Annotated in this window: 20 protein-coding genes and 2 pseudogenes; 11 read left to right on the top strand and 11 right to left on the bottom strand. The window is 67.2% G+C overall.

The annotated features are described in order from the left end of the window. Position 1 precedes the first annotated feature (1 nt). The 6 genes from nuoK (at position 2) to LE197_RS06995 (ending at position 7626) form a co-directional block, all read left to right on the top strand. Positions 2-310 carry an NADH-quinone oxidoreductase subunit NuoK gene (nuoK, locus tag LE197_RS07020; RefSeq protein ID WP_003090475.1) on the top strand — a complete coding sequence of 103 codons (309 nt, stop codon included), beginning with the start codon at positions 2-4 and terminating at the stop codon, positions 308-310. Next, positions 307-2154, top strand: coding sequence for an NADH-quinone oxidoreductase subunit L (gene nuoL / locus LE197_RS07015; RefSeq protein ID WP_003097681.1), 1848 nt, complete (start codon positions 307-309; stop codon positions 2152-2154). Before nuoK ends, nuoL begins: the two co-directional genes overlap by 4 nt. Positions 2155-2181: 27 nt before the next feature. Next, a complete protein-coding gene (gene nuoM, locus LE197_RS07010; RefSeq protein WP_003097684.1) occupies positions 2182-3711 on the top strand; it encodes an NADH-quinone oxidoreductase subunit M in 1530 nt (509 codons plus the stop codon). A 7-nt stretch (positions 3712-3718) separates the two neighbouring features. Further along, positions 3719-5179 (top strand): NADH-quinone oxidoreductase subunit NuoN, encoded by a 1461-nt coding sequence (nuoN, locus tag LE197_RS07005; protein ID WP_003090482.1) that lies wholly within the window; start codon positions 3719-3721, stop codon positions 5177-5179. A 114-nt stretch (positions 5180-5293) separates the two neighbouring features. Next, entirely contained in the window at positions 5294-6103 is an 810-nt protein-coding gene (locus LE197_RS07000) for a class I SAM-dependent methyltransferase (protein ID WP_003138925.1), read from the top strand. 119 nt (positions 6104-6222) lie between these two features. Then, entirely contained in the window at positions 6223-7626 is a 1404-nt protein-coding gene (locus LE197_RS06995) for an RtcB family protein (protein ID WP_003116715.1), read from the top strand. A 47-nt stretch (positions 7627-7673) separates the two neighbouring features. Here the strand turns inward: LE197_RS06995 and LE197_RS06990 are convergent, their stop codons facing one another. The 3 genes from LE197_RS06990 to LE197_RS06980 form a co-directional block, all read right to left on the bottom strand. After that, complete coding sequence (locus LE197_RS06990; protein ID WP_003113380.1) at positions 7674-8732, bottom strand: AI-2E family transporter; 1059 nt, start codon at positions 8730-8732, stop codon at positions 7674-7676. A gap of 159 nt (positions 8733-8891) precedes the next feature. Further along, entirely contained in the window at positions 8892-10577 is a 1686-nt protein-coding gene (locus LE197_RS06985) for a methyl-accepting chemotaxis protein (RefSeq protein ID WP_003143814.1), read from the bottom strand. A gap of 113 nt (positions 10578-10690) precedes the next feature. Further along, positions 10691-12016, bottom strand: coding sequence for a Na+/H+ antiporter family protein (locus LE197_RS06980; RefSeq protein ID WP_003113382.1), 1326 nt, complete (start codon positions 12014-12016; stop codon positions 10691-10693). Between the two features lie 258 nt (positions 12017-12274). On the opposite strand from LE197_RS06980, the pseudogene LE197_RS37265 reads away from it, so the two are divergent. Further along, positions 12275-13513 (top strand): annotated as a pseudogene (locus LE197_RS37265) (chemotaxis protein); the annotation flags it as partial. 369 nt (positions 13514-13882) lie between these two features. Then, positions 13883-14419, top strand: a pseudogene (locus tag LE197_RS37260) (methyl-accepting chemotaxis protein); the annotation flags it as partial. 4 nt (positions 14420-14423) lie between these two features. Here the strand turns inward: LE197_RS37260 and LE197_RS06970 are convergent. The 5 genes from LE197_RS06970 to LE197_RS06950 form a co-directional block, all read right to left on the bottom strand. Beyond that, a complete protein-coding gene (locus tag LE197_RS06970) occupies positions 14424-14732 on the bottom strand; it encodes a hypothetical protein (protein WP_073666702.1) in 309 nt (102 codons plus the stop codon). Positions 14733-14822: 90 nt separating this feature from the next. Continuing rightward, positions 14823-16160 carry a two-component system sensor histidine kinase CarS gene (gene carS, locus LE197_RS06965; protein WP_003090493.1) on the bottom strand — a complete coding sequence of 446 codons (1338 nt, stop codon included), beginning with the start codon at positions 16158-16160 and terminating at the stop codon, positions 14823-14825. Further along, positions 16157-16828 (bottom strand): two-component system response regulator CarR, encoded by a 672-nt coding sequence (carR, locus tag LE197_RS06960; protein WP_003090494.1) that lies wholly within the window; start codon positions 16826-16828, stop codon positions 16157-16159. Before carR ends, carS begins: the two co-directional genes overlap by 4 nt. Next, the gene (locus tag LE197_RS06955) at positions 16828-17142 is read right to left on the bottom strand and encodes a PepSY domain-containing protein (RefSeq protein ID WP_003097704.1); all 315 of its coding nucleotides are present in this window, start codon (positions 17140-17142) and stop codon (positions 16828-16830) included. The genes carR and LE197_RS06955 overlap by 1 nt, the downstream gene beginning before the upstream one ends. Next, a complete protein-coding gene (locus LE197_RS06950; protein WP_003090497.1) occupies positions 17142-17450 on the bottom strand; it encodes a PepSY domain-containing protein in 309 nt (102 codons plus the stop codon). The genes LE197_RS06955 and LE197_RS06950 overlap by 1 nt, the downstream gene beginning before the upstream one ends. A gap of 214 nt (positions 17451-17664) precedes the next feature. On the opposite strand from LE197_RS06950, the gene LE197_RS06945 reads away from it, so the two are divergent. The 3 genes from LE197_RS06945 to LE197_RS06935 are packed head-to-tail and all read left to right on the top strand — an operon-like array spanning position 17665 to position 19917. After that, the gene (locus LE197_RS06945) at positions 17665-18747 is read left to right on the top strand and encodes a hypothetical protein (RefSeq protein WP_003113385.1); all 1083 of its coding nucleotides are present in this window, start codon (positions 17665-17667) and stop codon (positions 18745-18747) included. A gap of 26 nt (positions 18748-18773) precedes the next feature. Further along, the gene (locus tag LE197_RS06940; protein WP_003115327.1) at positions 18774-19667 is read left to right on the top strand and encodes a hypothetical protein; all 894 of its coding nucleotides are present in this window, start codon (positions 18774-18776) and stop codon (positions 19665-19667) included. Continuing rightward, positions 19651-19917, top strand: a complete 267-nt coding sequence (locus LE197_RS06935) for a DUF5329 domain-containing protein (protein WP_003115326.1) — start codon at positions 19651-19653, stop codon at positions 19915-19917. Before LE197_RS06940 ends, LE197_RS06935 begins: the two co-directional genes overlap by 17 nt. Here the strand turns inward: LE197_RS06935 and LE197_RS06930 are convergent, their stop codons facing one another. Genes LE197_RS06930 through hmpA form a run of 3 tightly spaced genes read right to left on the bottom strand, consistent with a single transcriptional unit; the run spans position 19918 to position 22591 of the window. After that, entirely contained in the window at positions 19918-21111 is a 1194-nt protein-coding gene (locus tag LE197_RS06930; RefSeq protein ID WP_003122598.1) for an NnrS family protein, read from the bottom strand. It abuts the gene before it with no gap. Further along, the gene (gene ppyR, locus LE197_RS06925; RefSeq protein WP_003090502.1) at positions 21098-21355 is read right to left on the bottom strand and encodes a psl/pyoverdine operon transcriptional regulator PpyR; all 258 of its coding nucleotides are present in this window, start codon (positions 21353-21355) and stop codon (positions 21098-21100) included. The genes LE197_RS06930 and ppyR overlap by 14 nt, the downstream gene beginning before the upstream one ends. A gap of 54 nt (positions 21356-21409) precedes the next feature. Continuing rightward, positions 21410-22591 (bottom strand): NO-inducible flavohemoprotein, encoded by a 1182-nt coding sequence (hmpA, locus tag LE197_RS06920; RefSeq protein WP_003097711.1) that lies wholly within the window; start codon positions 22589-22591, stop codon positions 21410-21412. Positions 22592-22729 lie beyond the last annotated feature (138 nt).

Raw genomic sequence — 22729 nt, 5'->3', positions numbered from 1 at the left:
TATGAACGCAATACCACTGGAACACGGCCTGGCCCTCGCCAGCGTCCTGTTCGCCCTCGGACTGGTCGGCTTGATGGTGCGACGCAACATCCTGTTCGTACTGATGAGCCTGGAAGTGATGATGAACGCCGCCGCCCTCGCCTTCGTGGTCGCCGGCAGCCGCTGGGGCCAACCCGACGGCCAGGTGATGTTCATCCTGGTGCTGAGCCTCGCGGCCGCCGAAGCGAGCATCGGCCTGGCGATCCTGCTGCAACTGTATCGCCGCTTCCACACCCTCGATATCGACGCTGCCAGCGAGATGCGCGGATGAACCTTCTACCTCTTACCTTCCTGTTCCCCCTGGTCGGCTTCCTGCTGCTGTCGTTCTCCCGCGGCAGGTGGTCGGAAAACCTTTCGGCGCTGGTCGGCGTCGGCTCGGTCGGCCTCTCCGCCCTGAGCGCGGCCTGGGCCATCTTCAGCTTCCACAGCAGTCCGCCGGAAGGCGGCGCCTACAGCCTGGTGCTGTGGCAGTGGATGGCGGCCGGCGACTTCAGCACCAACTTCACCCTGTACCTGGACGGCCTCTCGGTAACCATGCTCGGCGTGGTTACCGGCGTCGGCTTCCTGATCCACCTGTTCGCCTCCTGGTACATGCGTGGCGAAACCGGCTATTCGCGCTTCTTCGCCTACACCAACCTGTTCATCGCCAGCATGCTGTTCCTGGTGCTGGGCGACAACCTGCTGTTCCTCTACTTCGGCTGGGAAGGCGTGGGCCTGTGCAGCTACCTGCTGATCGGCTTCTACTACAGCAATCGCAACAACGGTAACGCGGCGCTCAAGGCATTCATCGTCACCCGCGTCGGCGACGTGTTCATGGCTTTCGGCCTGTTCATCCTGTTCCAGCAGTTCGGCACCCTGAACATCCAGGAGCTGCTGGTGCTGGCGCCGCAGAAGTTCCCGGAAGGCAACCTCTGGCTGACCCTGGCGACCCTGGCCCTGCTCGGCGGCGCGGTCGGCAAGTCCGCCCAGCTGCCGCTGCAGACCTGGCTGGCCGACGCCATGGCCGGCCCGACCCCGGTCTCCGCGCTGATCCACGCCGCCACCATGGTGACCGCCGGCGTCTACCTGATCGCCCGTTGCCACGGCCTGTTCACCCTGGCCCCGGACATCCTCGAACTGGTCGGCATCGTCGGCGCGGTGACCTTGGTCCTGGCCGGCTTCGCCGCCCTGGTACAGACCGATATCAAGCGCATCCTCGCCTACTCGACCATGAGCCAGATCGGCTACATGTTCCTCGCCCTCGGCGTCGGCGCCTGGGACGCGGCGATCTTCCACCTGATGACCCACGCCTTCTTCAAGGCCCTGCTGTTCCTTGCCTCGGGCGCGGTGATCGTCGCCTGCCACCACGAGCAGAACATCTTCAAGATGGGCGGCTTGTGGAAGAAGCTGCCGCTGGCCTACGCCAGCTTCGTGGTCGGCGGTGCGGCGCTGGCCGCCCTGCCCTTCCTCACCGCGGGCTTCTACTCCAAGGACGAGATCCTCTGGGAGGCCTTCGCCAGCGGCCATCGCGAACTGCTGATCGCCGGCCTGGTGGGTGCGTTCCTGACCTCGATCTACACCTTCCGCCTGATCTTCGTCGCCTTCCACGGCGAGCCGAAGACCGAAGCCCACGCCGGCCACGGGATTTCCCACTGGTTGCCGCTCAGCGTGCTGATCGTCCTGTCGACCTTCGTCGGCGCCCTGATCACCCCGCCGCTGGCTGGCGTCCTGCCGGAAAGCGTCGGCCACGCCGGTGGCGAAGCCAAGCACAGCCTGGAACTGGCCTCGGGTGCCATCGCCATCGCCGGTATCCTGCTGGCCGCCCTGCTCTTCCTCGGCCAGCGCCGCTTCGTCAGCGCCCTGGCGAAGAGCGCCCCGGGTCGCTTCTTCGGTACCTGGTGGTACCACGCCTGGGGCTTCGACTGGCTGTACGACAAGCTGTTCGTGAAACCCTACCTGCTGCTCTGCCAATTGCTGGGGCGCGACCCCATCGACCGTACCCTGGGCGTCGTTCCGTTCAGCGTGCGCGGCGGACACAACCTCCTCAGCCTCACCGAGAACGGCCGCCTGCGCTGGTACGCCGCTTCCCTGGTGGGTGGCGCCGCCATCCTGCTCGGCGCGCTGCTGCTGGCCTAACGAATTCACGGAGAGACTGAGCCTGTCATGATTCTGCCCTGGCTAATCCTGATCCCCTTCATCGGCGGTTTCCTCTGCTGGATCGCCGAACACAGCAGCAAGACCCTGCCCCGCTGGATCGCGCTGCTTTCGATGACCCTGGTCCTGATCCTGAGCCTGTGGATCTGGGCCACCGGCGACTTCCAGCTGGCGCCCGCGCCCGGCGGCGAGCCGGAATGGACCCTGCAATTCAAGGTGCTGTGGATCGAGCGTCTCGGCATCAGCATCCACCTGGCGATGGATGGCCTGTCGCTGCTGATGGTCGCCCTCACCGGCCTGCTCGGCGTGCTCTCGGTCCTCTGCTCCTGGAACGAGATCCAGCGCCGCATCGGCTTCTTCCATCTGAACCTGCTGTGGATCCTGGGCGGTGTGATCGGCGTGTTCCTCGCCATCGACCTGTTCCTGTTCTTCTTCTTCTGGGAAATGATGCTGGTGCCGATGTACTTCCTCATCGCGCTGTGGGGACACAGTTCCGATGACGGCAAGAAGACCCGCATCTACGCCGCCACCAAGTTCTTCATCTTCACCCAGGCCAGCGGCCTGGTGATGCTGGTGGCGATCCTCGGCCTGGTGTTCGTCAACTTCAATGCCACCGGCGTGATCACCTTCGACTACGCCACCCTGCTGAAGACCCAGCTGAGCCCCCACGTGGAATGGCTGCTGATGCTCGGCTTCTTCGTCGCCTTCGCGGTGAAGATGCCGGTGGTGCCGGTGCATTCCTGGCTGCCGGACGCCCACGCCCAGGCGCCCACCGCCGGCTCCGTGGACCTCGCCGGCATCCTCCTGAAGACCGCCGCCTACGGCCTGATCCGCTTCGCCCTGCCGCTGTTCCCCAACGCCTCGGCGGAATTCGCGCCGATCGCCATGTGGCTCGGCATCATCGGCATCTTCTACGGTGCCCTGCTGTCCTTCGCGCAGACCGACATCAAGCGCCTGGTCGCCTACTCCAGCGTTTCGCACATGGGCTTCGTGATGATCGGCATCTACTCCGGCAGCCAGGTAGCGCTGCAGGGCGTGGTGGTGCAGATGATCGCCCACGGCCTCTCCGCCGCGGCGCTGTTCATCCTCTGCGGCCAGCTCTACGAGCGCCTGCATACCCGCGACATGCGCAAGATGGGCGGCCTGTGGTCGCGCATGCCCTACCTGCCGGCGATCAGCCTGTTCTTCGCCTCGGCGTCGCTGGGCCTGCCCGGTACCGGCAACTTCGTCGGGGAGTTCCTGATCCTGATCGGCGCCTTCAAGGTGGTCCCGGTGATCATCGTGATCGCCACCTTCGGCCTGGTCTTCGCCTCGGTCTACTCGCTGATCATGATCCACCGCGCCTACTTCGGCCCCAGCCAGTCCGACGAGCCGATCCTCGGCCTCGATGCCCGCGAACTGAGCATGGTGCTCGGCCTGGCGGTCCTGCTGGTCCTGCTCGGGGTCTACCCGCAGCCAGTGCTGGACATCTCCGCGGCCAGCATGCACGGCGTGCAGCAATGGCTGGGCGCAGCCCTTTCCACCCTTGCAGGACGGTAGTCGCGAAATGACCTTTACGATCCAACACTTCATCGCGCTCCTGCCACTGCTGATCACCAGCGCCACCCTGGTGGTGGTGATGCTGGCGGTAGCCTGGAAACGCAATCACTCGTTCACCGCCACCCTCTCGGTGATCGGCCTCAACCTGGCCCTGCTGTCGCTGCTGCCGGTCCTCGGCGTCACCCCGATCGAGGTGACACCGCTGGTGCTGGTGGACAACTACGCCTGCTTCTACATGGCCCTGGTGCTGGTCTCCGCCCTGGCCTGCGTGACCCTCGCCCACGCCTACATGGAAAGCTATCCGGGTAACCGCGAAGAGCTGTACCTGCTCCTGCTGCTGGCCACCGCCGGCGGCCTGGTGCTGGTCAGCGCGCAGCACCTGGCCAGCCTGTTCATCGGCCTGGAGCTGCTCTCGGTCCCGGTCTACGGGATGGTCGCCTACGCCTTCTTCAACAAGCGCTCGCTGGAAGCCGGCATCAAGTACACCGTGCTCTCGGCCGCCGGCTCCGCCTTCCTGCTGTTCGGCATGGCCCTGCTCTACGCCGAGTCCGGTACCCTGGGCTTCGCCGGCCTTGGCGCCAAGGTCGCCGAGCACGTGCTGAGCGGTCCGCTGGTCAGCGTTGGCGTAGGCATGATGCTGGTCGGCCTGGGCTTCAAGCTGTCGCTGGTGCCCTTCCACCTGTGGACCCCGGATGTCTACGAAGGCGCCCCGGCGCCGGTCTCGGCGTTCCTCGCCACCGCCAGCAAGGTCGCGGTGTTCGCCGTGCTGCTGCGGCTGTTCCAGATCGCCCCTGCGGCCCTGGACAACCAACTGCTGAACATCTCCCTGAGCGTCATCGCGGTCGCCTCGATCCTCTTCGGCAACCTGCTGGCACTGACCCAGAGCAACATCAAGCGCCTGCTCGGCTACTCGTCCATCGCCCACCTGGGCTACCTGCTGGTCGCCCTGATCGCCAGCAAGGGCATGGCCGTGGAAGCGGTCGGCGTCTACCTGGCCACCTACGTACTGACCTCCCTCGGCGCGTTCGGCGTGATCACCCTGATGTCCACCCCGTACAGCGGCCGCGACGCCGATGCGCTGTTCGAGTACCGCGGCCTGTTCTGGCGCCGGCCGGTACTGACCGCGGTGATGACCGTGATGATGCTGTCGCTGGCAGGCATCCCGCTGACCGCCGGCTTCATCGGCAAGTTCTACGTGATCGCGGTCGGCGTCGAGTCGCACCTGTGGTGGCTGATCGGCGCCCTGGTGCTGGGCAGCGCCATCGGCCTGTACTACTACCTGCGGGTCATGGTCACCCTGTTCCTGGTCGAGCCCGGCATCCGCCAGCACGACGCACCGTTCAACTGGGGCCAGCGCGCCGGCGGCATCATGCTGGTGGCCATCGCCCTGCTGGCGTTCTTCCTCGGCGTCTACCCGCAGCCGCTGCTGGAAATCCTCCAGCATTCCGGCCTGGCCCTCGCCGGCTGAGTCGCCCGCTCCACGAAAACCCCGCCTCGGCGGGGTTTTTCTTTGGCCCGCCCCACGCACCCTGCCCCGCTACCGTGGCATGCTCCGCGCTCCATGGATGAACCCGGAGGCCTCATGCCCACCTTCCACGATATCGACGTCCTGCGACACAACAGCGCCAGTTGGGACGCCCAGGCCGCCCGTGACTGCGAATGGTCGCGACCGGTCAGCGCCGAAGAGGTCGCCGCCGCACGCCGCGGCGACTGGGCGGTGAAGCTGACCCCGGGCGCGTTACCCGCTCACTGGCTGGGCGACGTACGCGGCCGCGAGATCCTCTGCCTGGCCTCGGCCGGCGGCCAGCAGGCGCCGATCCTTGCCGCCGCCGGCGCACGGGTCACGCTGTTCGACGCCTCGGCGGGACAGCTGGACAAGGACCGCCAGGTCGCCGCCCGCGACCGCCTCGAACTGGCCTGCGTGCAGGGCGACATGCGCGACCTCTCGACCTTCGCCGATGCCTCCTTCGACCTGGTCTTCAATCCCATCTCCAATCTCTACGTCGACGATGTCCTGCCGGTCTGGCGCGAATGCGCGCGGGTGCTGCGGCCGGGCGGCAAGCTGCTGGCGAGCTTCTACAACCCGGCGCTGTTCATCGAGGACCGCTCGCCGGAACTGGCAGAGCAGGGCCTGATCCGGCCGCGACATCGCCTGCCCTACTCCGACCTGGAAAGCCTCTCCGCCGAAGCCCTCGCGGCAAAGCGCGAGAAAGGCGAAGCCCTGGTGTTCGGCCATAGCCTGACCCAGCAGATCGCCGGCCAGCTCGCCGCCGGCCTGCTGCTGCAGGATTTCTACGAAGACTGGCAACCGCACCCGCGCTTCGTCATCGACCGCTTCATGCCGACCTTCCTCGCCACCTGCGCGCTCAAGCCGAGGTCCGCCGCCGGTTGACAGCGGCGCGCGCGGACCTTAGAGTCCGCGCTCCCTTCCCGCCTGTGCTGCTGAGCGGAAAGACGCCAGCCTCCGGTTTCCACCGGACGGCTTCGCATTGTCTGTAGAGCGGCACTGTCATGTCCAAACATTCCCGGCTTGAAAAAGCCTTCCTGCGCAGCGGCATCCTCGTCGACCGCCAGCAGGACATCGTCACCCTCACCCGTCGTCACGACGGTACTTCGGCCCAGGTCCTGCTGCCCGCCAGCTTCGCGCTGGAGGAAAAGGCCGTGCGCCAGTTGCTCGACTTCGCCTCGGTCCAGGCACCCGGCGACACCGGGCACGTCTGCAAGGCCTGCGCCACGCCGGACTTCCATCCCGGCAGCATCGCCCCGGTCGGCTCCATCGTCGCCAGTACGGCGGACTTCGTCATTCCCGCTGCCATCGGCACCGACATCAATTGCGGCATGCGCCTGCTGCGTACCGGCCTGACCCTGTCCAGCGCCGAGGAGCACAGGCAAGCCCTGGTCGCCGGCCTGACCCACGTCCTGCTGCGTAACGGTCGCGACGTACCATTGCGGGTCCAGGCGTTCGAAGCGCTGTTCGCCGAAAGCCCCGGGCACTGCCTGGAGCGTCTCAGCGAAGACGGCCTGTGGGCCGAGGTCGACCAGGCGCGGCTGTTCCGCGAGTTACAGGGCTGCATCGGTCTGGATGAATTCGGCGGGCGTCTCGAGTATGCCCCCGAGGCCTTGCGCGATCGCCGCCGCAGCCTGATCCGCGATCCCGGCCTGGGTACCACCGGTTCCGGCAATCACTTCGTCGAGTTGCAGGTGGTGGACCGCCTGCTCGACCGCCACCAGGCCTTCGCCCTGGGCCTCAGGGCCGACGAACTGGTGGTGATGATCCACAGCGGCTCGCGCGATGTCGGCTTCCACGTCGGCCAGCGCTGGATGGACCGTGCCCGCACCGCCTGGCCGCGCGGCCGGCGCCACCCCGCGTCCGGCCTCTACGCGCTGGGCGGCGAGCTGGCCGGAGAATACCTCCAGGCCATGGGTGGCGCTGCGCGCTATGCCTGGCTGAACCGGGTGGTGCTGGCGGAGCTGGTGCGCAAGGTCTTGCGCGAGACCTTCCAGCGCGACGACAGCGCCCTGCTGGTGGACGTCCCGCACAACGTGGTGCTCCAGGAACAGGGCCTGAATCTCCACCGCAAGGGCGCCACGCCGGCCCGCCAGGGCGATCTGCTGCTGATTCCCGGCTCGATGGGCGATTACTCGTACATCGCCAGCGGCCTGGGCCACCCGGACTGGCTATGGTCCTGCAGCCATGGGGCCGGCCGCAGCATCCGCCGGCAGGCGCTACGAGCGCTGAAAGGCCCGGGCGACAGCGCGCTGCCCTGGCACTGCGTGACCCTCCGTGAGGAGCGCCGCATCGAAGAGGCCCCGGGCGCCTACAAGCCGGTGGGGCCGGTGATCGATGCCCAGGAGCGTGCCGGGCTGATCCGGCCGCTGGCACGCTTGCGTCCGTGGCTGACCTTCAAGGCCTGAAACGAACAAGCCCCGCATTCGCGGGGCTTGTCTGCCACGGGCGCGACTCAGGCCTGCGGTTCTTCCTCGCGGCCAGTGAACAGGTCCCAGCTGGCCATGAACAGCGCAGCGATCAGCGGGCCGATGACGAAGCCGTTGAGACCGAACAGGGCCATGCCACCGAGGGTGGAGATCAGCACCACGTAGTCCGGCATCTTGGTGTCCTTGCCGACCAGGATCGGGCGCAGGATGTTGTCCACCAGGCCGATCACCACCACGCAGAACAGGATCAGCACTACGCCCTGCCAGATCGCCCCGGTGAGCAGGAAATAGGCCGCCACCGGCGCCCAGATCAGCGCCGCGCCGATGGCCGGCAGCAGCGACAGGAAGGCCATCAGGGTGCCCCAGAGCAAGGCGCCCTCGATGCCCAGCAGCCAGAAGATCAGGCCGCCGAGAGCGCCCTGGGTGGCAGCCACGGCGATGTTGCCCTTCACCGTGGCGCGGATCACCGTGGTGAACTTGGCGAACAGGTGGTGCTTGTGTTCCTGGCTCAGCGGCACCGCCTGCTTGATCCGCCGGCCGAGCACGCGACCGTCGCGGAGGAGGAAGAACAGCAGGTAGAGCATGATGCCGAAGCTGATGACGAAGTCGAGGGTGTTCTGGCCGATGCTGAACGCCTTGGTCGCCACCACCTGGCTGGCCTGCATCGCCACCGAGGAGAGCTTCTCCTGCAGGCTCGAGAGATTGGCCAGGTCGAAGCGCTCCAGCCACTGGTGCACCGATGGCGGCAAGGCAGCCACCGCCTGCTGCAGGTAGGCGGCGAAGTTCAGTTCGCCGGACTTGACCCGCTGGTAGACGCTCGCGCCTTCCTGCACCAGCGAACCGGCGATGAAGATCACCGGGATGATCACGATCAGCACGCAGATCAGCAGGGTGATCAGCGCGGCGAGGTTCTTCCGATCCCTCAGGCGCACCTGCAGGCGGCGTTGCACCGGGGCGAAGATGATCGCCAGGATGGTGCCCCAGAACACCGCGCCGTAGAACGGCAGCAAGAGCCAGCCGAAGGCGAGCGTGACCACCGCCAGCAACAGGAGAAAAGTCCGGGATTCCAGTTTCGTGTCGAGCATGTCCAATCCATCTGGCAGTGGGAAGCAAAGCATTAGTCAGCCGGCGGACGTGGATCGTTCACGACTGCCGGCCGACTCCGCCGAATAATGACAGGAAGGCTCTGTGGCGCACCACTGCCGGCTGGCTCTTTTGCCGGCAGCGGTCGCGCGGGGGAAGGGTCAGATGCGGAACTGACCGACCAGTCGGCCCAGGCCCTGGCCCAGTTGCGCCAGGCTGCGGGCGGTCTGCGCGCCCTGCTGGGCCTCGTCGGCGACGCTGTCCACCGCGCCAGCGATCTGGTGCACGCTGCGGTTGATCTCCTCGGCCACCGCGGTCTGTTCCTCGGCGGCGCTGGCGATCTGCGCGTTCATCGCGTTGATGGTGGCGATCAGCTGGGCGATGGCATCCAGCGAATCGCCGGCCTGGTTGGCCTGGTTGCTGGTGCCCTCGCCGGCCTCGCCGGAACGGCGCATGGCGTCGACCGCGGCGTTGGTGCCCTGCTGCAGGCGATCGATCATGCCCTGGATTTCCTGGGTACTCTGCTGGGTGCGGCTGGCCAGCGCCCGCACTTCGTCGGCGACCACCGCAAAGCCACGTCCGGCCTCGCCGGCACGGGCCGCCTCGATGGCCGCGTTGAGCGCCAGCAGGTTGGTCTGTTCGGCAATGGAGCGGATCACCCCGAGCACACTGACGATGGATTGCACGTCCTGCTGCAGGCTATCCAGAGAAGTCCCGCTGTCGCGGATCTCGTCCACCAGCGCGTGGATGCGCTCGATGCTGCCGTCCACCACGCGCTTGGCCGCCTGGCCTTCGTGGTCGGTCTGCTGCGCGGCCTCGGCGGCGCGCTGGGCGCTCTGCGCCACTTCATGGGCGGCGGCGGACATCTCGTTGATCGCGGTGGCGACCTGGTCGGTCTCGTGGCGCTGGCGCTCCATGGCCTGCTCGGAACGCTCGGCCTGGGCCGACATCTGCTCCACCAGTTGCTTGAGGTCGCCGGTCATCCCGGCGATCTGCCGCACCAGACCGTGGATCTTCTCGACGAAGCGGTTGAAGGAACCGGCCAGCTCGCCCAGCTCGTCGTGGCTGGTCACCGGTAGGCGACGGGTCAGGTCGCCTTCGCCGGCGGCGATGTCATCGAGGTTCTGGCGGATCTGGTGCAACGGCCGCAGCATCGCGTTGGCCACCGCCAGGCCGATCACCAGCAGGACCACCAGAAGGACGCCGGCGATCCCCACGATACTGGCGATCAGGGTGCCGATACGCTCGTCGATGTCCTGCTTGATTTCCACCAACTGGGCCTCGACGCCGTCGAGGTTGATCGCCGAGCCGATAACCATGTCCCACTTCGGCAGGTACAGGGTGTAGGACAGCTTGGGCACCATGACGCTCTCGTTGCCCGGCAGCGGCGAGGTATAGGTCACGTAGTGGCTGCCGTTGCGGCCGGCCTCCACCAGTTCGCGGTTGAGGTAGACGCCGCTGGGATCGCGGCGGTCGCGGAAGCTCTTGCCGACGTCCACCGGGCTGTCGCCGCGAAACAGGCGCACCACCTGGGAGTCGTAGCCGAAGATATAGCCGTCCTTGCCGTACTTGATCTTCGACAGGCGCGCGATGGCCTCGGCGCGGGCATTCAGGTCGCCGTTGGCCGAGCGGTCGTACTCGGCCTGGATACTGCCCATGGCGATCTGCACGTAGTGCTCGAGTTCGGCACGACGGTCGCCGAGCAGGCGCTCGCGGGTATCCTTGACTTCGGCATCAGCCTGTTTTTTCAGGATCAGCACCGCTCCGCCGCTGAGCACCAGGGCGAAGAGCAGCACCGGCACCATGGCCAGCAGGAGGACTTTGGATTTCAGGGTCAGACGCATCATCAACTCCTAGCATGACGCCCAATAAAAAACGGGATTCCCGTTTCATCGGCAATCCCGTCGGAAGCTTAAGCGGCCGGCCCGACATTCCGTCAGGCGACCGCCCGAGATGGAACTCAGAGCAGCATCGCGGCGGCCCAGCCGAACACCAGCAACGGCAGGTTGTAGTGCAGGAAGGTCGGCACAACGGTGTCCCAGATGTGATTGTGCTGGCCGTCGACGTTGAGCCCGGAGGTCGGCCCAAGGGTCGAGTCCGACGCCGGAGAACCTGCATCCCCCAGCGCGCCGGCGGTGCCGACGATGCTGACGATGGCCAGCGGGCTGAAGCCCAGTTGCACCGCCAGCGGGACGAAGATCGCGGCGATGATCGGCACGGTGGAGAACGACGAGCCGATGCCCATGGTGACCAGCAGGCCGACCAGCAGCATCAGCATGGCGCCGACCGCCTTGCTGTTGCCGATCCAGGCCACCGAGGCGTCGACCAGGCTCTGCACCTCGCCGGTGGCCTTCATCACCTCGGCGAAACCGGCCGCGGCGATCATGATGAAACCGATGGTGGCCATCATCTTCATGCCTTCGGTGAACAGGTCGTCGGTCTCCTTCCAGCGCACCACGCCGGACAGCGAGAAGACCACGAAACCGACCAGCGCGCCGATGATCATCGAGTCCAGCCACAGCTGTGCGACGAACGCGGCGACGATGGATACCCCGGCCACCGCCAGGCTCTTCGGGTTGTAGCTGACATCGACGCGTTCGGCCTGCTCGATCCGCTGCAAGTCGTAGACGCGCTTGCGGCGGTAGCTGAACAGCACCGCGATGAGCAACCCGGCGAGCATGCCCAGGGCTGGGATGAACATGGCGTGGGTGACGTTGATCCCGCTGACGTCGACGCCGTTGCGCGCCACGTTGGCCAGCAGGATTTCATTGAGGAAGATGTTGCCGAAGCCCACCGGCAGGAACATGTACGGGGTGATCAGGCCGAAGGTGATGACGCAGGCGATCAATCGCCGGTCGATCTGCAGCTTGCTCAGCACATAGAGCAGCGGCGGCACCAGCAGCGGGATGAAGGCGATATGGATCGGCAGGATATTCTGCGAGGATACCGCCACGCAGAGCAGCAGGCCGACCAGGATCCACTTGAACGCACCGGCGCCCTTGCCCTGCTCGTCGTGCCGGCCGAGCAGCGCCAGGACCTTGTCGGCCAGCGCATGGGCCACGCCGGAGCGGGCGATGGCCACGGCGAAGGCGCCGAGCATGGCGTACGACAGGGCCACCGTGGCACCCCCGCCGAGGCCGCCGTTGAAGGCCTTGAGAGTCCCCTCCAGGCCTAGGCCACCGAACAGTCCGCCGACCACCGCGCCGATGATCAGCGCCAGCACGACATGCACACGGCAAAGGCTGAGGACGAGCATCAGCCCCACCGCCAGCACCACTGCGTTCATCGTTGAACTCCTTGCAAATGAAACGAACTCGACCGTCTGCGGCCGAAAAAAGGGGCGTACTCTGCTACAGCCATCCCCGCCTGTCAAAGCCGCGCATGCGCGAATGTCGCCTGGCTATAAACCGTTGTGCACGGTTCTTGCGTGCGATTCGCCGAACGACGGCAATCCGGCGCCAGCGAACGGACCGTCGTCAAGAATGGGCGAGCCCTGCCGATAAGCCTTGGGCCCCCGCAGTTTCTTCGTACAAGGACCCCTCCCATGTTCCTTCGCCGCCTGTCCATCCAATGGAAGATCACCCTGCTGGCAGGGCTCTGCCTGCTCGGCGTGGTCGCCTTGCTGGTCGGCCTTTCGGTCTACCGCATGCAGCACAGCAGCGTGCTGGTGAAAAGCGCCAGTACACAGATGCTCGACGAATCGGCGCGCCTGCGCCTGGAAGCCCGCGGGGAATTGCAGGCGTTACGCATCCAGCGCTATTTCATGGATGCCTTCCAGTACGGCAAGGGCTTCTCCCGGCAGATCCTGTTCCTCCGCGACCAGGCGCAGAAGCGCTTCCTCGATGCCTACGACCTGCGCGAAGACCTGACCCGCCAGGTGCGCACCGCGCTCGCCGCCAATCCCGAGGTGCTCGGCCTGTACGTGGTCTTCGAACCCAATGCGCTGGACGGCAAGGACGAACTGTTCGTCGACCAGCCCGCCCTGGGCAGCAACGACAAGGGACGCTTCTCCCTGTACTGGGCGCAGGCCACGCCGGGACAGCTGGAATCCGAGTCGATGATCGAGTCCGAACTCGCCGACACCAGCAGCGGGCCCAGCGGCGCGGCCTACAACGCCTGGTACACCTGCCCGAAGGAAAGCGGGCAACCCTGCGTGCTCGATCCTTACTTCGACAAGGTCGGCGAACGCCAACTGCTGATGACCAGCATCGCCTTTCCCCTCGAACTGGATGGCAAGGTGATCGGCGTGATGGGCCTGGACATCAACCTGAGCAACCTGCAGGCGCTCAGCGAACAGGGCAACCGCGAACTCTACGACGGCGTCGGCCAGGTCGGCATCCTCAGCCCGGCCGGGCTGTTCGCCGGCAACAGCCGCGACGCCGGCCTGCTCGGCAAGAACCTGGCCAAGGCGGATCCGCAGCACGCCGGCGAACTCCTGCAACTGCTGGCCGCCGGCAAGAGCCGGTTGTTCAACGAGAACGACGACCTCAAGGTGCTGCAACCGTTGCAGCCGATTCCCGGCGCCAAGCCCTGGGGCGTGCTCCTCGAAGTGCCGAAGAGCGCCCTGCTCGGCCCGGCCCTGGCGCTGGAGCGGCAACTGGACGACATGCGTCGCGAAGGCACCTGGGTCGAACTGGGCCTCGGCCTCGGCGCCGCGGTGCTCGGCCTGCTGGTGCTGTGGCTGAGCGCCCGCGGCGTGACCCGGCCGATCCTCGGCGTCGCCCACATGCTGCGCGACATCGCCAGCGGCGAAGGCGACCTGACCCAGCGTCTGCCGCACACCGGGCGCGACGAGCTGGGCGAACTGGCCGGTTGGTTCAACCGTTTTCTCGACAAGCTGCAGCCGATCATCCGCGACGTGAAGGTCTCGGTGCGCGATGCGCGCAGTACCGCCGACCAGTCGGCGGCGATTTCCAGCCAGACCAGCGCCGGCATGCAGCAGCAGTTCCGCGAGATCGACCAGGTCGCCACCGCATCCCACGAGATGACCGCCACTGCCCAGGACGTCGCCCGTAGCGCCGCCCAGGCCGCCGACGCCGCGCGCGGTGCCGACCAGGCGACCCGCGACGGCCTGGCGCTGATCGACCGCACCACACAGAGCATCGACAGCCTGGCCGCCAACCTGACCAGCGCCATGGGCCAGGTCGAGCAACTGGCCAGCAGCAGCGAGGAAATCGGTTCGGTGCTGGAAGTGATCCGCGCCATCGCCGAGCAGACCAACCTGCTGGCGCTCAACGCGGCCATCGAGGCGGCCCGCGCCGGCGACGCCGGCCGCGGCTTCGCGGTGGTCGCCGACGAAGTGCGCAACCTCGCCCGGCGCACCCAGGACTCGGTGGAACAGATCCGCGGGGTGATCGAAGGCCTGCAACAGGGCACCCGCGACGTGGTCGACGCCATGCATGGCAGCCATCGCCAGGCCCAGGGCAGCGTCGAGCAGGTGGATGAAGCGGTGGCCGCGCTGCAACGGATCGGCGAGGCGGTGACGGTGATCAACGACATGAACCTGCAGATTGCCAGCGCCGCCGAGGAACAGAGCTCGGTAGCCGAGGAGATCAACCGCAATGTCGCGGCGATCCGTGACGTCACCGAGTCGCTGTCGAGTCAGGCCGAGGAATCGGCCCAGGTCAGTCAGTCGCTGAACCGCCTGGCCAACCACCAGCAGGGCCTGATGGAACAGTTCAAGGCCTGACCGTTCACGGCCTGAATAGCGCCGGGGGGCCGTAGGTCCCCCAGATCGCCAGGCGGGCCAGCGAGCGCAGCCAGCCGCGCAGACGTGCCGGGGCTCCCGTCTCGGCCACCTTCGCTGCCGCTGTCCCGGCCTGTCGCGGCTCGCCGCGCTCGCTGCGCAACGCGTTTTCCACGGCCTGCTCGTAGCGAGCCTGCGCGGGTAACCGCGGCGACCGCCCCTCCTCTCGCTGTCCACTGGACTCGCCCAACAGGAACACCAGCACCGGCAGCATCAGCGCCCAGCGCCAGCGGCCCGTACTCGTCCGCCGTTTCATCGTCCAAGACCTCCTTGCAAGAAGCCCGGGATGCTAGGGAAAGCGCAGGAGGAAATCTTGCCGGGACTGTCGGCAAATGGTGAAGAACTGTTAAGCCCTGGCGGCGCGGCCGCTCTTCTGCAACGGCAACTCGACGCTCACCCGCAGGCCGCCCAGCGGGCTGTCCTCGAGACTCAGGCGGCCACCGCAGGCCTCGGCGATGTCGCGCGCGATGCCCAGGCCCAGGCCATGGCCGCTGACCTGCTCGTCGAGCCGGGTACCCCGCTCGAGCACCGCCTGGCGCTGGTCGGGGAGGATGCCGGGGCCGTCATCGTCGACCTTCAGGCGGACCATGCCCTCGCCCTGCGCGACAGTCAGGCGGACTTCGCTATCGGCCCACTTGCAGGCGTTGTCCAGCAGATTGCCGAGCATCTCCAGCAGGTCCTCGCGGTCCCATGGCAGGCGCAGCCCCGGTGGCGCGCTCCAGCTCACCTGCAGGTGCGGGCCGTGGATCAGGCGCAGGGTGTCGCACAGCGACGGCAACTCCTCGGCGCAATCGAAATGTGCGCCAGGCAGCGCTTCGCCGACCAGGCGGGCCTTGCCCAACTCGCGACCGAGGCGCTGCTGGATCTGTTCCAGCTGTTCGCGCAGGACCTGTTGCAACTCCGGCTGGCGCGCCATCTCCTCGCGCTCGGCGAGGCTGACCAGCACCGCCAGCGGCGTCTTCAGGGCGTGACCGAGGTTGCCCAGGGCGTTGCGCGAACGCTTCAGGGTCTCCTCGGTGTGCGCCAGCAGGTGGTTGATCTGCTCCACCAGCGGCTCCAGTTCCTCGGGAGCCTGGTTGTCCAGTTGGCTACGCTGGCCCTGCTGCAGCTGGGCGATCTGCAGGCGCACCTCCTCCAGCGGACGCAGCGAACGACGCACGGTCAGGCGCTGCAACAGCAATACCAGGAGCAGCGCCAGGGCGCCGGCGCCCAGACCCATCCACTGCACACGGGCGAAGCTTTCCAGGATCGGCGTATAGTCCTGCGCCACCACGATCCGCAGCTTCTGGCCCATGCGCTTGTAGTGGCCGCGGAACACCAGCAGTCGCTGCTCCTCGGGCCCATCGACCAGGCCCTGCACCAGCCCTTTCTTGTGCGGCACTTCCAGCTCGCTGTCCCACAGGGAGCGTGAGCGCCAGGTGTCCTTTTCCAGCTCGATGACGAAATAGCGCCCGGAATACGGGCGCTGGAACGCCGGGTTGAGGCGTTGCTCGTCCAGTTGCATGCCGTTCGGCCCGCGCACCATGGCCACCAGCAGGTTCTCCGCCTCCTCGCGCAGATTGCCGGCGAAATAGCGCCGCAGGCCCTGGTCGAACAGCCACAGGCCGGTCTGCGCGAGGACCAGCCCGACCACCAGCAGCACCGCGAACAGGCCGACGCTCAGGCGCCGCTGGATCGACCTCATCCGGCGGCCACCCCGGCGTAGCGGTAGCCCTGGCCACGGCGGGTCTCGATCACCTCGCGGCCGAGCTTGCGCCGCAGGTGGTTGACGTGGACCTCGATGACGTTGGAATCGCGTTCGGTCTCGCCGTCGTACAGATGCTCGGCCAGGTGCCCCTTGGACAGGACCTGGCCGGGGTGCAGCATGAAATAGCGCAGCAGGCGGAATTCGGCGGCGGTCAGGTCGACGTCGGCGCCGTTCAGGCACACGCACTGGCGCTGCTCGTCCAGGCGCAGCCCGGCGGCCTCCAGCTGGCTCTGGTTGGCCAGCCCATGGGCGCGGCGCAACAGGGCCTGGATGCGCAAGGCCAGCTCTTCCGGATGGAACGGCTTGGTCAGGTAGTCGTCGGCACCGGCCTTGAGCCCATCGATGCGTTCGGCCCAGGAACCGCGCGCGGTGAGGATCAGCACCGGAGTCGCGAGTCCCAGCCCACGCCACTCCTGGAGTATCTCCAGGCCGGGACGCCCGGGCAGGCCGAGGTCGAGGATGATCAGGTCGTAGGGTTCGCTGGCGCCCTGCACCGCCGCGTCGCGGCCGTCGGCCAGCCAGTCCACCGCGTAGCCCTGGCGGGTCAGGCTGGCCATCAGTTCGTCGGCCAGGGGAACGTGATCCTCAACCAGCAGCAACCGCATCAGTCGTCTTCCTCGTCCTTCAGGATGCGGCCGTTGCGGGCATCCAGTTCCAGTTCACGCACGACGCCGTCGCGGGTGAGCAACTCCACCTCGTAGACATACACGTCGTCTTCCTCTTCCAGCTCGACCTCCAGCAGGCGCGCCCCGGGGTAACGCCCCAGGGCTTCCTGCATGAGGGATTCGAGCGGCTGTATCACGCCGTCCTGGCGCAGGCGCAGGACCTCGTCCTGGTCCAGGTCGCGCGCCATCGCCTCGAGGCTGATGACCGCCAGGACCAGTGCGACGATCCCGGCGTAGCGCATGAGCCACTTCATCAGTCGTCCTGGTGGTCCTTGAGCACGGCGCCGGTAGCGGCATCCAGCTCCAGGTCCCATTTCACGCCCTGCGGGTCGCGCAACTCGACCTGGTAGATATAGCGGCCGTATTCCTCTTCCAGCTCGGTATCGTGGACGCTCGAGCCGGGATGCTTGGCGATGGCGTTCTTGTTCAGCTCTTCGAAGGACTTGATGGTCCCGGCGTCACGCAGCTTCAGCGCCTCGTCCGGGCCGAGGTCGCGGGCCTGGGCCAGGCCGGCAGTCAGGGCGATGGCGGTGGCGGCGAACAGGGCAGTCAGTTTCTTCATGGGAATCTCTCCGTGGGAATCAATCGTGTTGCTTTCGACGGTTTGCAGATTAACCGGGCGCTCTTAATTGAAGCTGAATTTGCCGCAAGGACATGGCCGGGGCGCGCCATAGGGTAACGGAAAGCCTCTGCGATGGGGCTCGCCGGCGTTCGAAAGCGCTTGGTCCTGCGACAACTCGTCCTATAATCGCCGGTCCGCAAGGGAGAAGACCAGCATGCCAGCCATCCAGATCAAGTCCCCCGCACTGACCCTCAAGGCCGGTCGCCGCGCCCTCGCCCGCATCCGCGAGCGCGGCCTGCAGCCGGCCGACGTCGGCATCGTCCCCGGTGCCGCCGGCGGGCCAAAGGCGCTGGGCATCCAGGGACTGGACCTGGCGATCTTCGGCGAGTGGCTGCCGCGCGCCCCGCGTGAACGCTCGCTGATCGGCGCCTCCATCGGTTCCTGGCGCTTCGCCAGTGCCTGCCTGCCCGACGCCGTGGCCGGCCTCACCCGCCTCGGCGAGCTGTACACCCGGCAGCGTTTTCCCAAGGGCGTGAGCATCGCCGAAGTCTCGCGCAAGTGCGCGGCGATGCTCGACGACCTGCTCGCCGGCCAGGACGCGCGGATCCTCGACAACCCGCTGTACCGCCTCAACGTGGTGGTGGTGAAGAGCCACGGGCGCCTCGCCCACGACCACAAGGCCAGCCTCGGCCTGGGGCTGTCCTCGGTGATCCGCGACAACCTGATCGGCCGCCGCCATCTGCACCGCCACTTCGAACGGGTGATCCTGCATGACGCCCGCCAGGCGCCGCCGCTGGCCGCGCTGACCGACTTCCCGTCGCGCTACCTGCACCTGGACGGCGGCAACCTGCGCCAGGCGCTGCTCGCCTCCGGCTCGATCCCGATGGTCATGGAAGGCGTCCGCGACCTGCCTGGCGCCGGCCCCGGCACCTACCGCGACGGCGGCCTGCTCGACTACCATCTCGACCTGCCCTACGAGGACCGCGGCGTGGTGCTCTACCCGCACTTCACCGACAAGGTGATCCCCGGCTGGTTCGACAAGGGCTTGCCCTGGCGCCGTGGCGACGCCGGGCGCCTGCAGGACGTGCTGCTGCTGGCGCCGTCGCGCGAGTACCTGGCGCGCCTGCCGCACGCCAAGCTGCCGGACCGCAAGGACTTCACCCGCTACCTCGGCGACGACGACGGCCGCGAGCGCTACTGGCGCCAGGCGATGGCGGAAAGCCGCAGGCTCGGCGACGAATTCCTCGAACTGGTCGACGGCGGCCGGCTCGGCGAACGCCTGCAAGCGCTGGACTGAGCCGCCACCGACGAGAAGGATCCTGCATGAAACTGGCCGTAGCGCTGATCCACGGCATCGGCGACCAGCCCGATAGCCGCGACGAGGACGGTCTGCACAGCTACGCCCGCGAACTGGTGGCGGCGCTGCGCCGACGTCTCGGCGCGGAAGCCGGCGAGGTGGCCTTCCAGAGCCTGTACTGGGCCAGCGTACTGGACGCCCGCGAGCTGGCCTACCTCAAGCGCATCGAGCGCGAGCCGCTGGGCTGGCGCTGGCTGCGCCGGGCGGTGACGCTATTCCTCGGCGACGCCAGCGGCTACCGCAAGGTCAGCGCCGCCTACGACACCACCTACCAGCAGGTCCACCAGCACGTGCGCAGCGGGATCATGGCCCTGCGCGCGAAAGTCGGGCCGCAGACGCCGCTGGTGATCCTCGCCCACTCCCTGGGCGGGCACATCGTGTCCAATTTCATCTGGGACCAGCAGAAACTCAACCGCACGCCGAGTTGCTCGATCGACCCCTTCCTCGGCCTGGAAACCCTGGCCGGGCTGGTCACCTTCGGTTGCAACATCCCGCTGTTCACCTTCGCCTACGAGAAGGTCTGCCCGATCCGCTTTCCCGGCCACTGCCTGCCCCCGGCCATCCGCCAGCAGGCACGCTGGCTGAACGTCTACGCGCCGGCCGATCCGCTCGGCTATCCGCTGCGGCCGTTGCAGAACTACGCCGCGGTCGTCCACGAGGACCTCGCCCTGCCGGTCGGACCCTGGTACAAGCGGCACACCCCGTTGAGCCACATGGAGTACTGGAACGATGCGCGTTTTCACGATTACCTGGCGGACTACCTGCGCCGCCTGTTGGCTGCTGGCCTCGAGCCTGCCGGCGCTGGCCGCGCCCTCCCCGCAGGCGAGCCAGGAGATCGGCCGCTTGCTGAGCTTTGTTGAAGACAGCGGCTGCACCTTCATCCGCAACGGCAGCGAATACCCGGCCGCGGAAGCCCGCGCCCACCTGCAGAAGAAGCTCGACTACCTGGAGCGCAAGGACCTGGTCGCCAGCAGCGAGGACTTCATCGAGCGCGCCGCGACCCAGAGCAGCCTCAGCGGCAAGCCCTACCAGGTGCGCTGCGCCACGCAGACGCGCAACTCCGCCGACTGGCTGAACCAGGAGCTGCGGCGTCTGCGGCAAGCCCCCTGATCAACCGGGATGGCCGTCGACCCGCGGACGACACAGCATCGGCGCATAGAACCAGGCGAACAGCAGGAACGCCAAAGCCCACAGTCCGCCTGCCAGGGGCAGCGCCCAGTTCGCCGGCAACAGGCTGGGCAGGAACACCCGCGCCGCGCAGCCGAGATTGAGCAGAGCGAAAGCCCAGGGCATCGCTGCCGGCGGTTGCAGCGCGCGACCGGTATGGCCGAGAGTGACCCGTGCCAGCATCGCCAGGATCAACCCGCCCATGCCGCCCACCGCCAGCGCGTGCAGCGCCTGGCTCGGCGCCAGCGCCAGGCCCAGGCTCCAGAGCGCCATGCCAAGCGGCGCCACGGCGATCCAGAAATATGCCAGGTGCAGAGACCAGAGCAGCGGCACCTGCCAGATGCCGCGATCGCGCCAACGCCACAGGCGCCACAGTTGCGCACCACCGAGGGCGGCGAACAGTCCTGCAAGCCAGGGCGTCGGCTGCGTCGTGACGCCCGCGGCGGTGAGCAGCGCCACCAGCACGCAGCCCAGCAGGATGCCATTGTCCAGCCAGGCGATCGCCGGCACCTGCTGCTGACGGCCGAGACCGCGCTGGGTGAAGAACGGGATCACCCGCCCGCCGATCAGGTTCATCATCCCGGCGATCAGCCATAGCGCGGCGATGGAGGCACGCCGTTGCCAGTCGTCGTTGCCCTCGAACAGGCCGAGCAGGACCAGGGCGTCGGCCAGGGTCAACAGCAGCAACAGGCCCACCACCGGGTAATTGCGCTTCTGCCGCACCCGCCACAGGCTGCGACCGATAGCCCAGGCCAATAGCGGCAGGAAGCTCAGTTGCAGCACCAGCAGCAGCGCCAGCGGCGCATCGAATAGCCAGGCCAGGCGCGCCGCCAGCCAGAGCCCGGCGAGCAGGGCCAGGGGTTTGCCCTGCAGGCCGGGTACGCCGGTCCAGGTCTGCACGGCGGTCAACAGGAAGCCGGCGATGATCGCCACGCCGAAACCGAAGAGCATTTCGTGACGATGCCAGGCCAGCCAGCCACCGACCGGTTGCCAGCCGCTCCAGAGCCCGGCCAGCGCCGCCAGCCAGAGCGCGATGGCGAGGACCGCGAACAGCGCGCCGCCGAGGAAGAACGGGCGGAAGCCCAGGCGCCAGATCGGCGGTATGGCCATCAGCCTGGAACGATCAAGCACTTGCACAGCAGACCTCCCAACCGGGTCGACGCATGCGGAACAGCGCGCTCAGGCGCATCACGTAGCCAATCTTCAACAGGGTCGGGCCGAGGATCACCAGCGCATGGGAAAACACCAGCGCCGGCATGTTCAGGTAGCGGTCGAGGAAATAGGCGGCGATCACGCCGGCGACGAGCAGCGCCAGGCCGGCCGCCAGCAGCCCGTGACCGATCCGCAGCACCCGCCGTGGACAATCGAACAGAGCGTTCATCTCGATCTCCTTTTTCCGAAAAAGGGCCGACGCACCTCGCGCCGGCCCGTCGCTTCAGGCGTCCAGCGCGGCGGCCGGACCGAAGAACTCGTAGTGGCATTGCTGCGAGGGTACGCCGAGGTCGGCCAGGTGGCGCTTGACCTGCGCCATGAAAGGCCGGGGTCCGAGGAAGTAGGCGTCCAGGTCGCGCTCCTGCGGCAACCAGTCGGCCAGTTTCTCGCGGCTCAGCAATCCCTCGGCGTCGGCACTGTCGCCGGCACGCGGTTCGCTGTAGCAGAAGAAGTGCTCGACCTGCTCGTGCTGCGCCGACACGTCTTCGATCCAGTCGCGGAAGGCATGCACGCCGCCATGCCGGGCGCAATGGATGAAGCGGATCGGCCGCGCCTGCGGCAGCGCTTCCTGCAACATGGCCAGGGCCGGGGTGATGCCGACGCCGGCGGTGATCAGCACCAGCGGCTTGTCGCTGTCACGCAGGACGAAATCGCCAGCCGGCGGAAACAGATCCAGCTCGTCGCCCTCGGCGACCCGGTCATGCAGGTAATTGGAGACCCGTCCACCCGCCTCGCGCTTGACGCTGATGCGGTATTCGCGGCCGTTGCTGGCAGCGGAAAGCGAATAGTTGCGGCGCACTTCCTCGCCGTCGATGTCCAGCCGCAGGCCGATGTACTGTCCCGGCTGGAACGCCAGCAGCGGCTGGCCGTCCACCGGCTCCAGGTAGAACGAGGTGATTTCCTCGCTCTCCGCCTGCTTGCGTGCCACGCGGAAGCGCCGCACGCCGCGCCAGCCGCCCTCGGCCTGGGCGCTGGCGGCATACACCGACTCCTCGGCCTCGATCAGCAGGTCGGCCAGTTGCTGGTAGGCCGCGCCCCAGGCTTCGAGGACTTCGTCGGTGGCGATCTGTTCGCCGAGGACCTCGCGGATCGCCCGCAACAGGCAAGTGCCGACGATCGGATAGTGTTCGGGCAACACCTGCAGGGAGACATGCTTGTTCACCACCTTGGCCACCAGCGGGCCGAGTTCCTGCAACTGGTCGATGTGCCTGGCGTACATCAGCACGCCATTGGCCAGCGCCCGCGGCTGGTCGCCGCTGGCCTGGTGGGCCTGGTTGAACAGCGGGCGAACCTCGGGGTACTCGCCGAGCATGGTGCGGTAGAAATGGGTGATCAGCGCTTCACCGCCGGTCTCCAGCAGCGGTACGGTGGCTTTGATGAGGGCACGTTGGGCATTGGACAACATAGATGACTCCTGACGCATGCAAGGTTTTGTTTCACCTCGAAGCATTTCAGGAAGCGTGCCAAGGCAAACTACCAGAATTCACGGGCCTTGCAGGCCGACATAGGTCATAATGACTGCAACCATTCAGAGTCATTAGGA

It is taken from the genome of Pseudomonas sp. PS1(2021) (assembly GCF_020405165.1).
GTDB classification, from domain to species: Bacteria; Pseudomonadota; Gammaproteobacteria; order Pseudomonadales; family Pseudomonadaceae; genus Pseudomonas; species Pseudomonas aeruginosa.
Note: the sequence above shows the minus strand (reverse complement) of the source record. Positions and strands in the feature narration are given on the sequence as shown.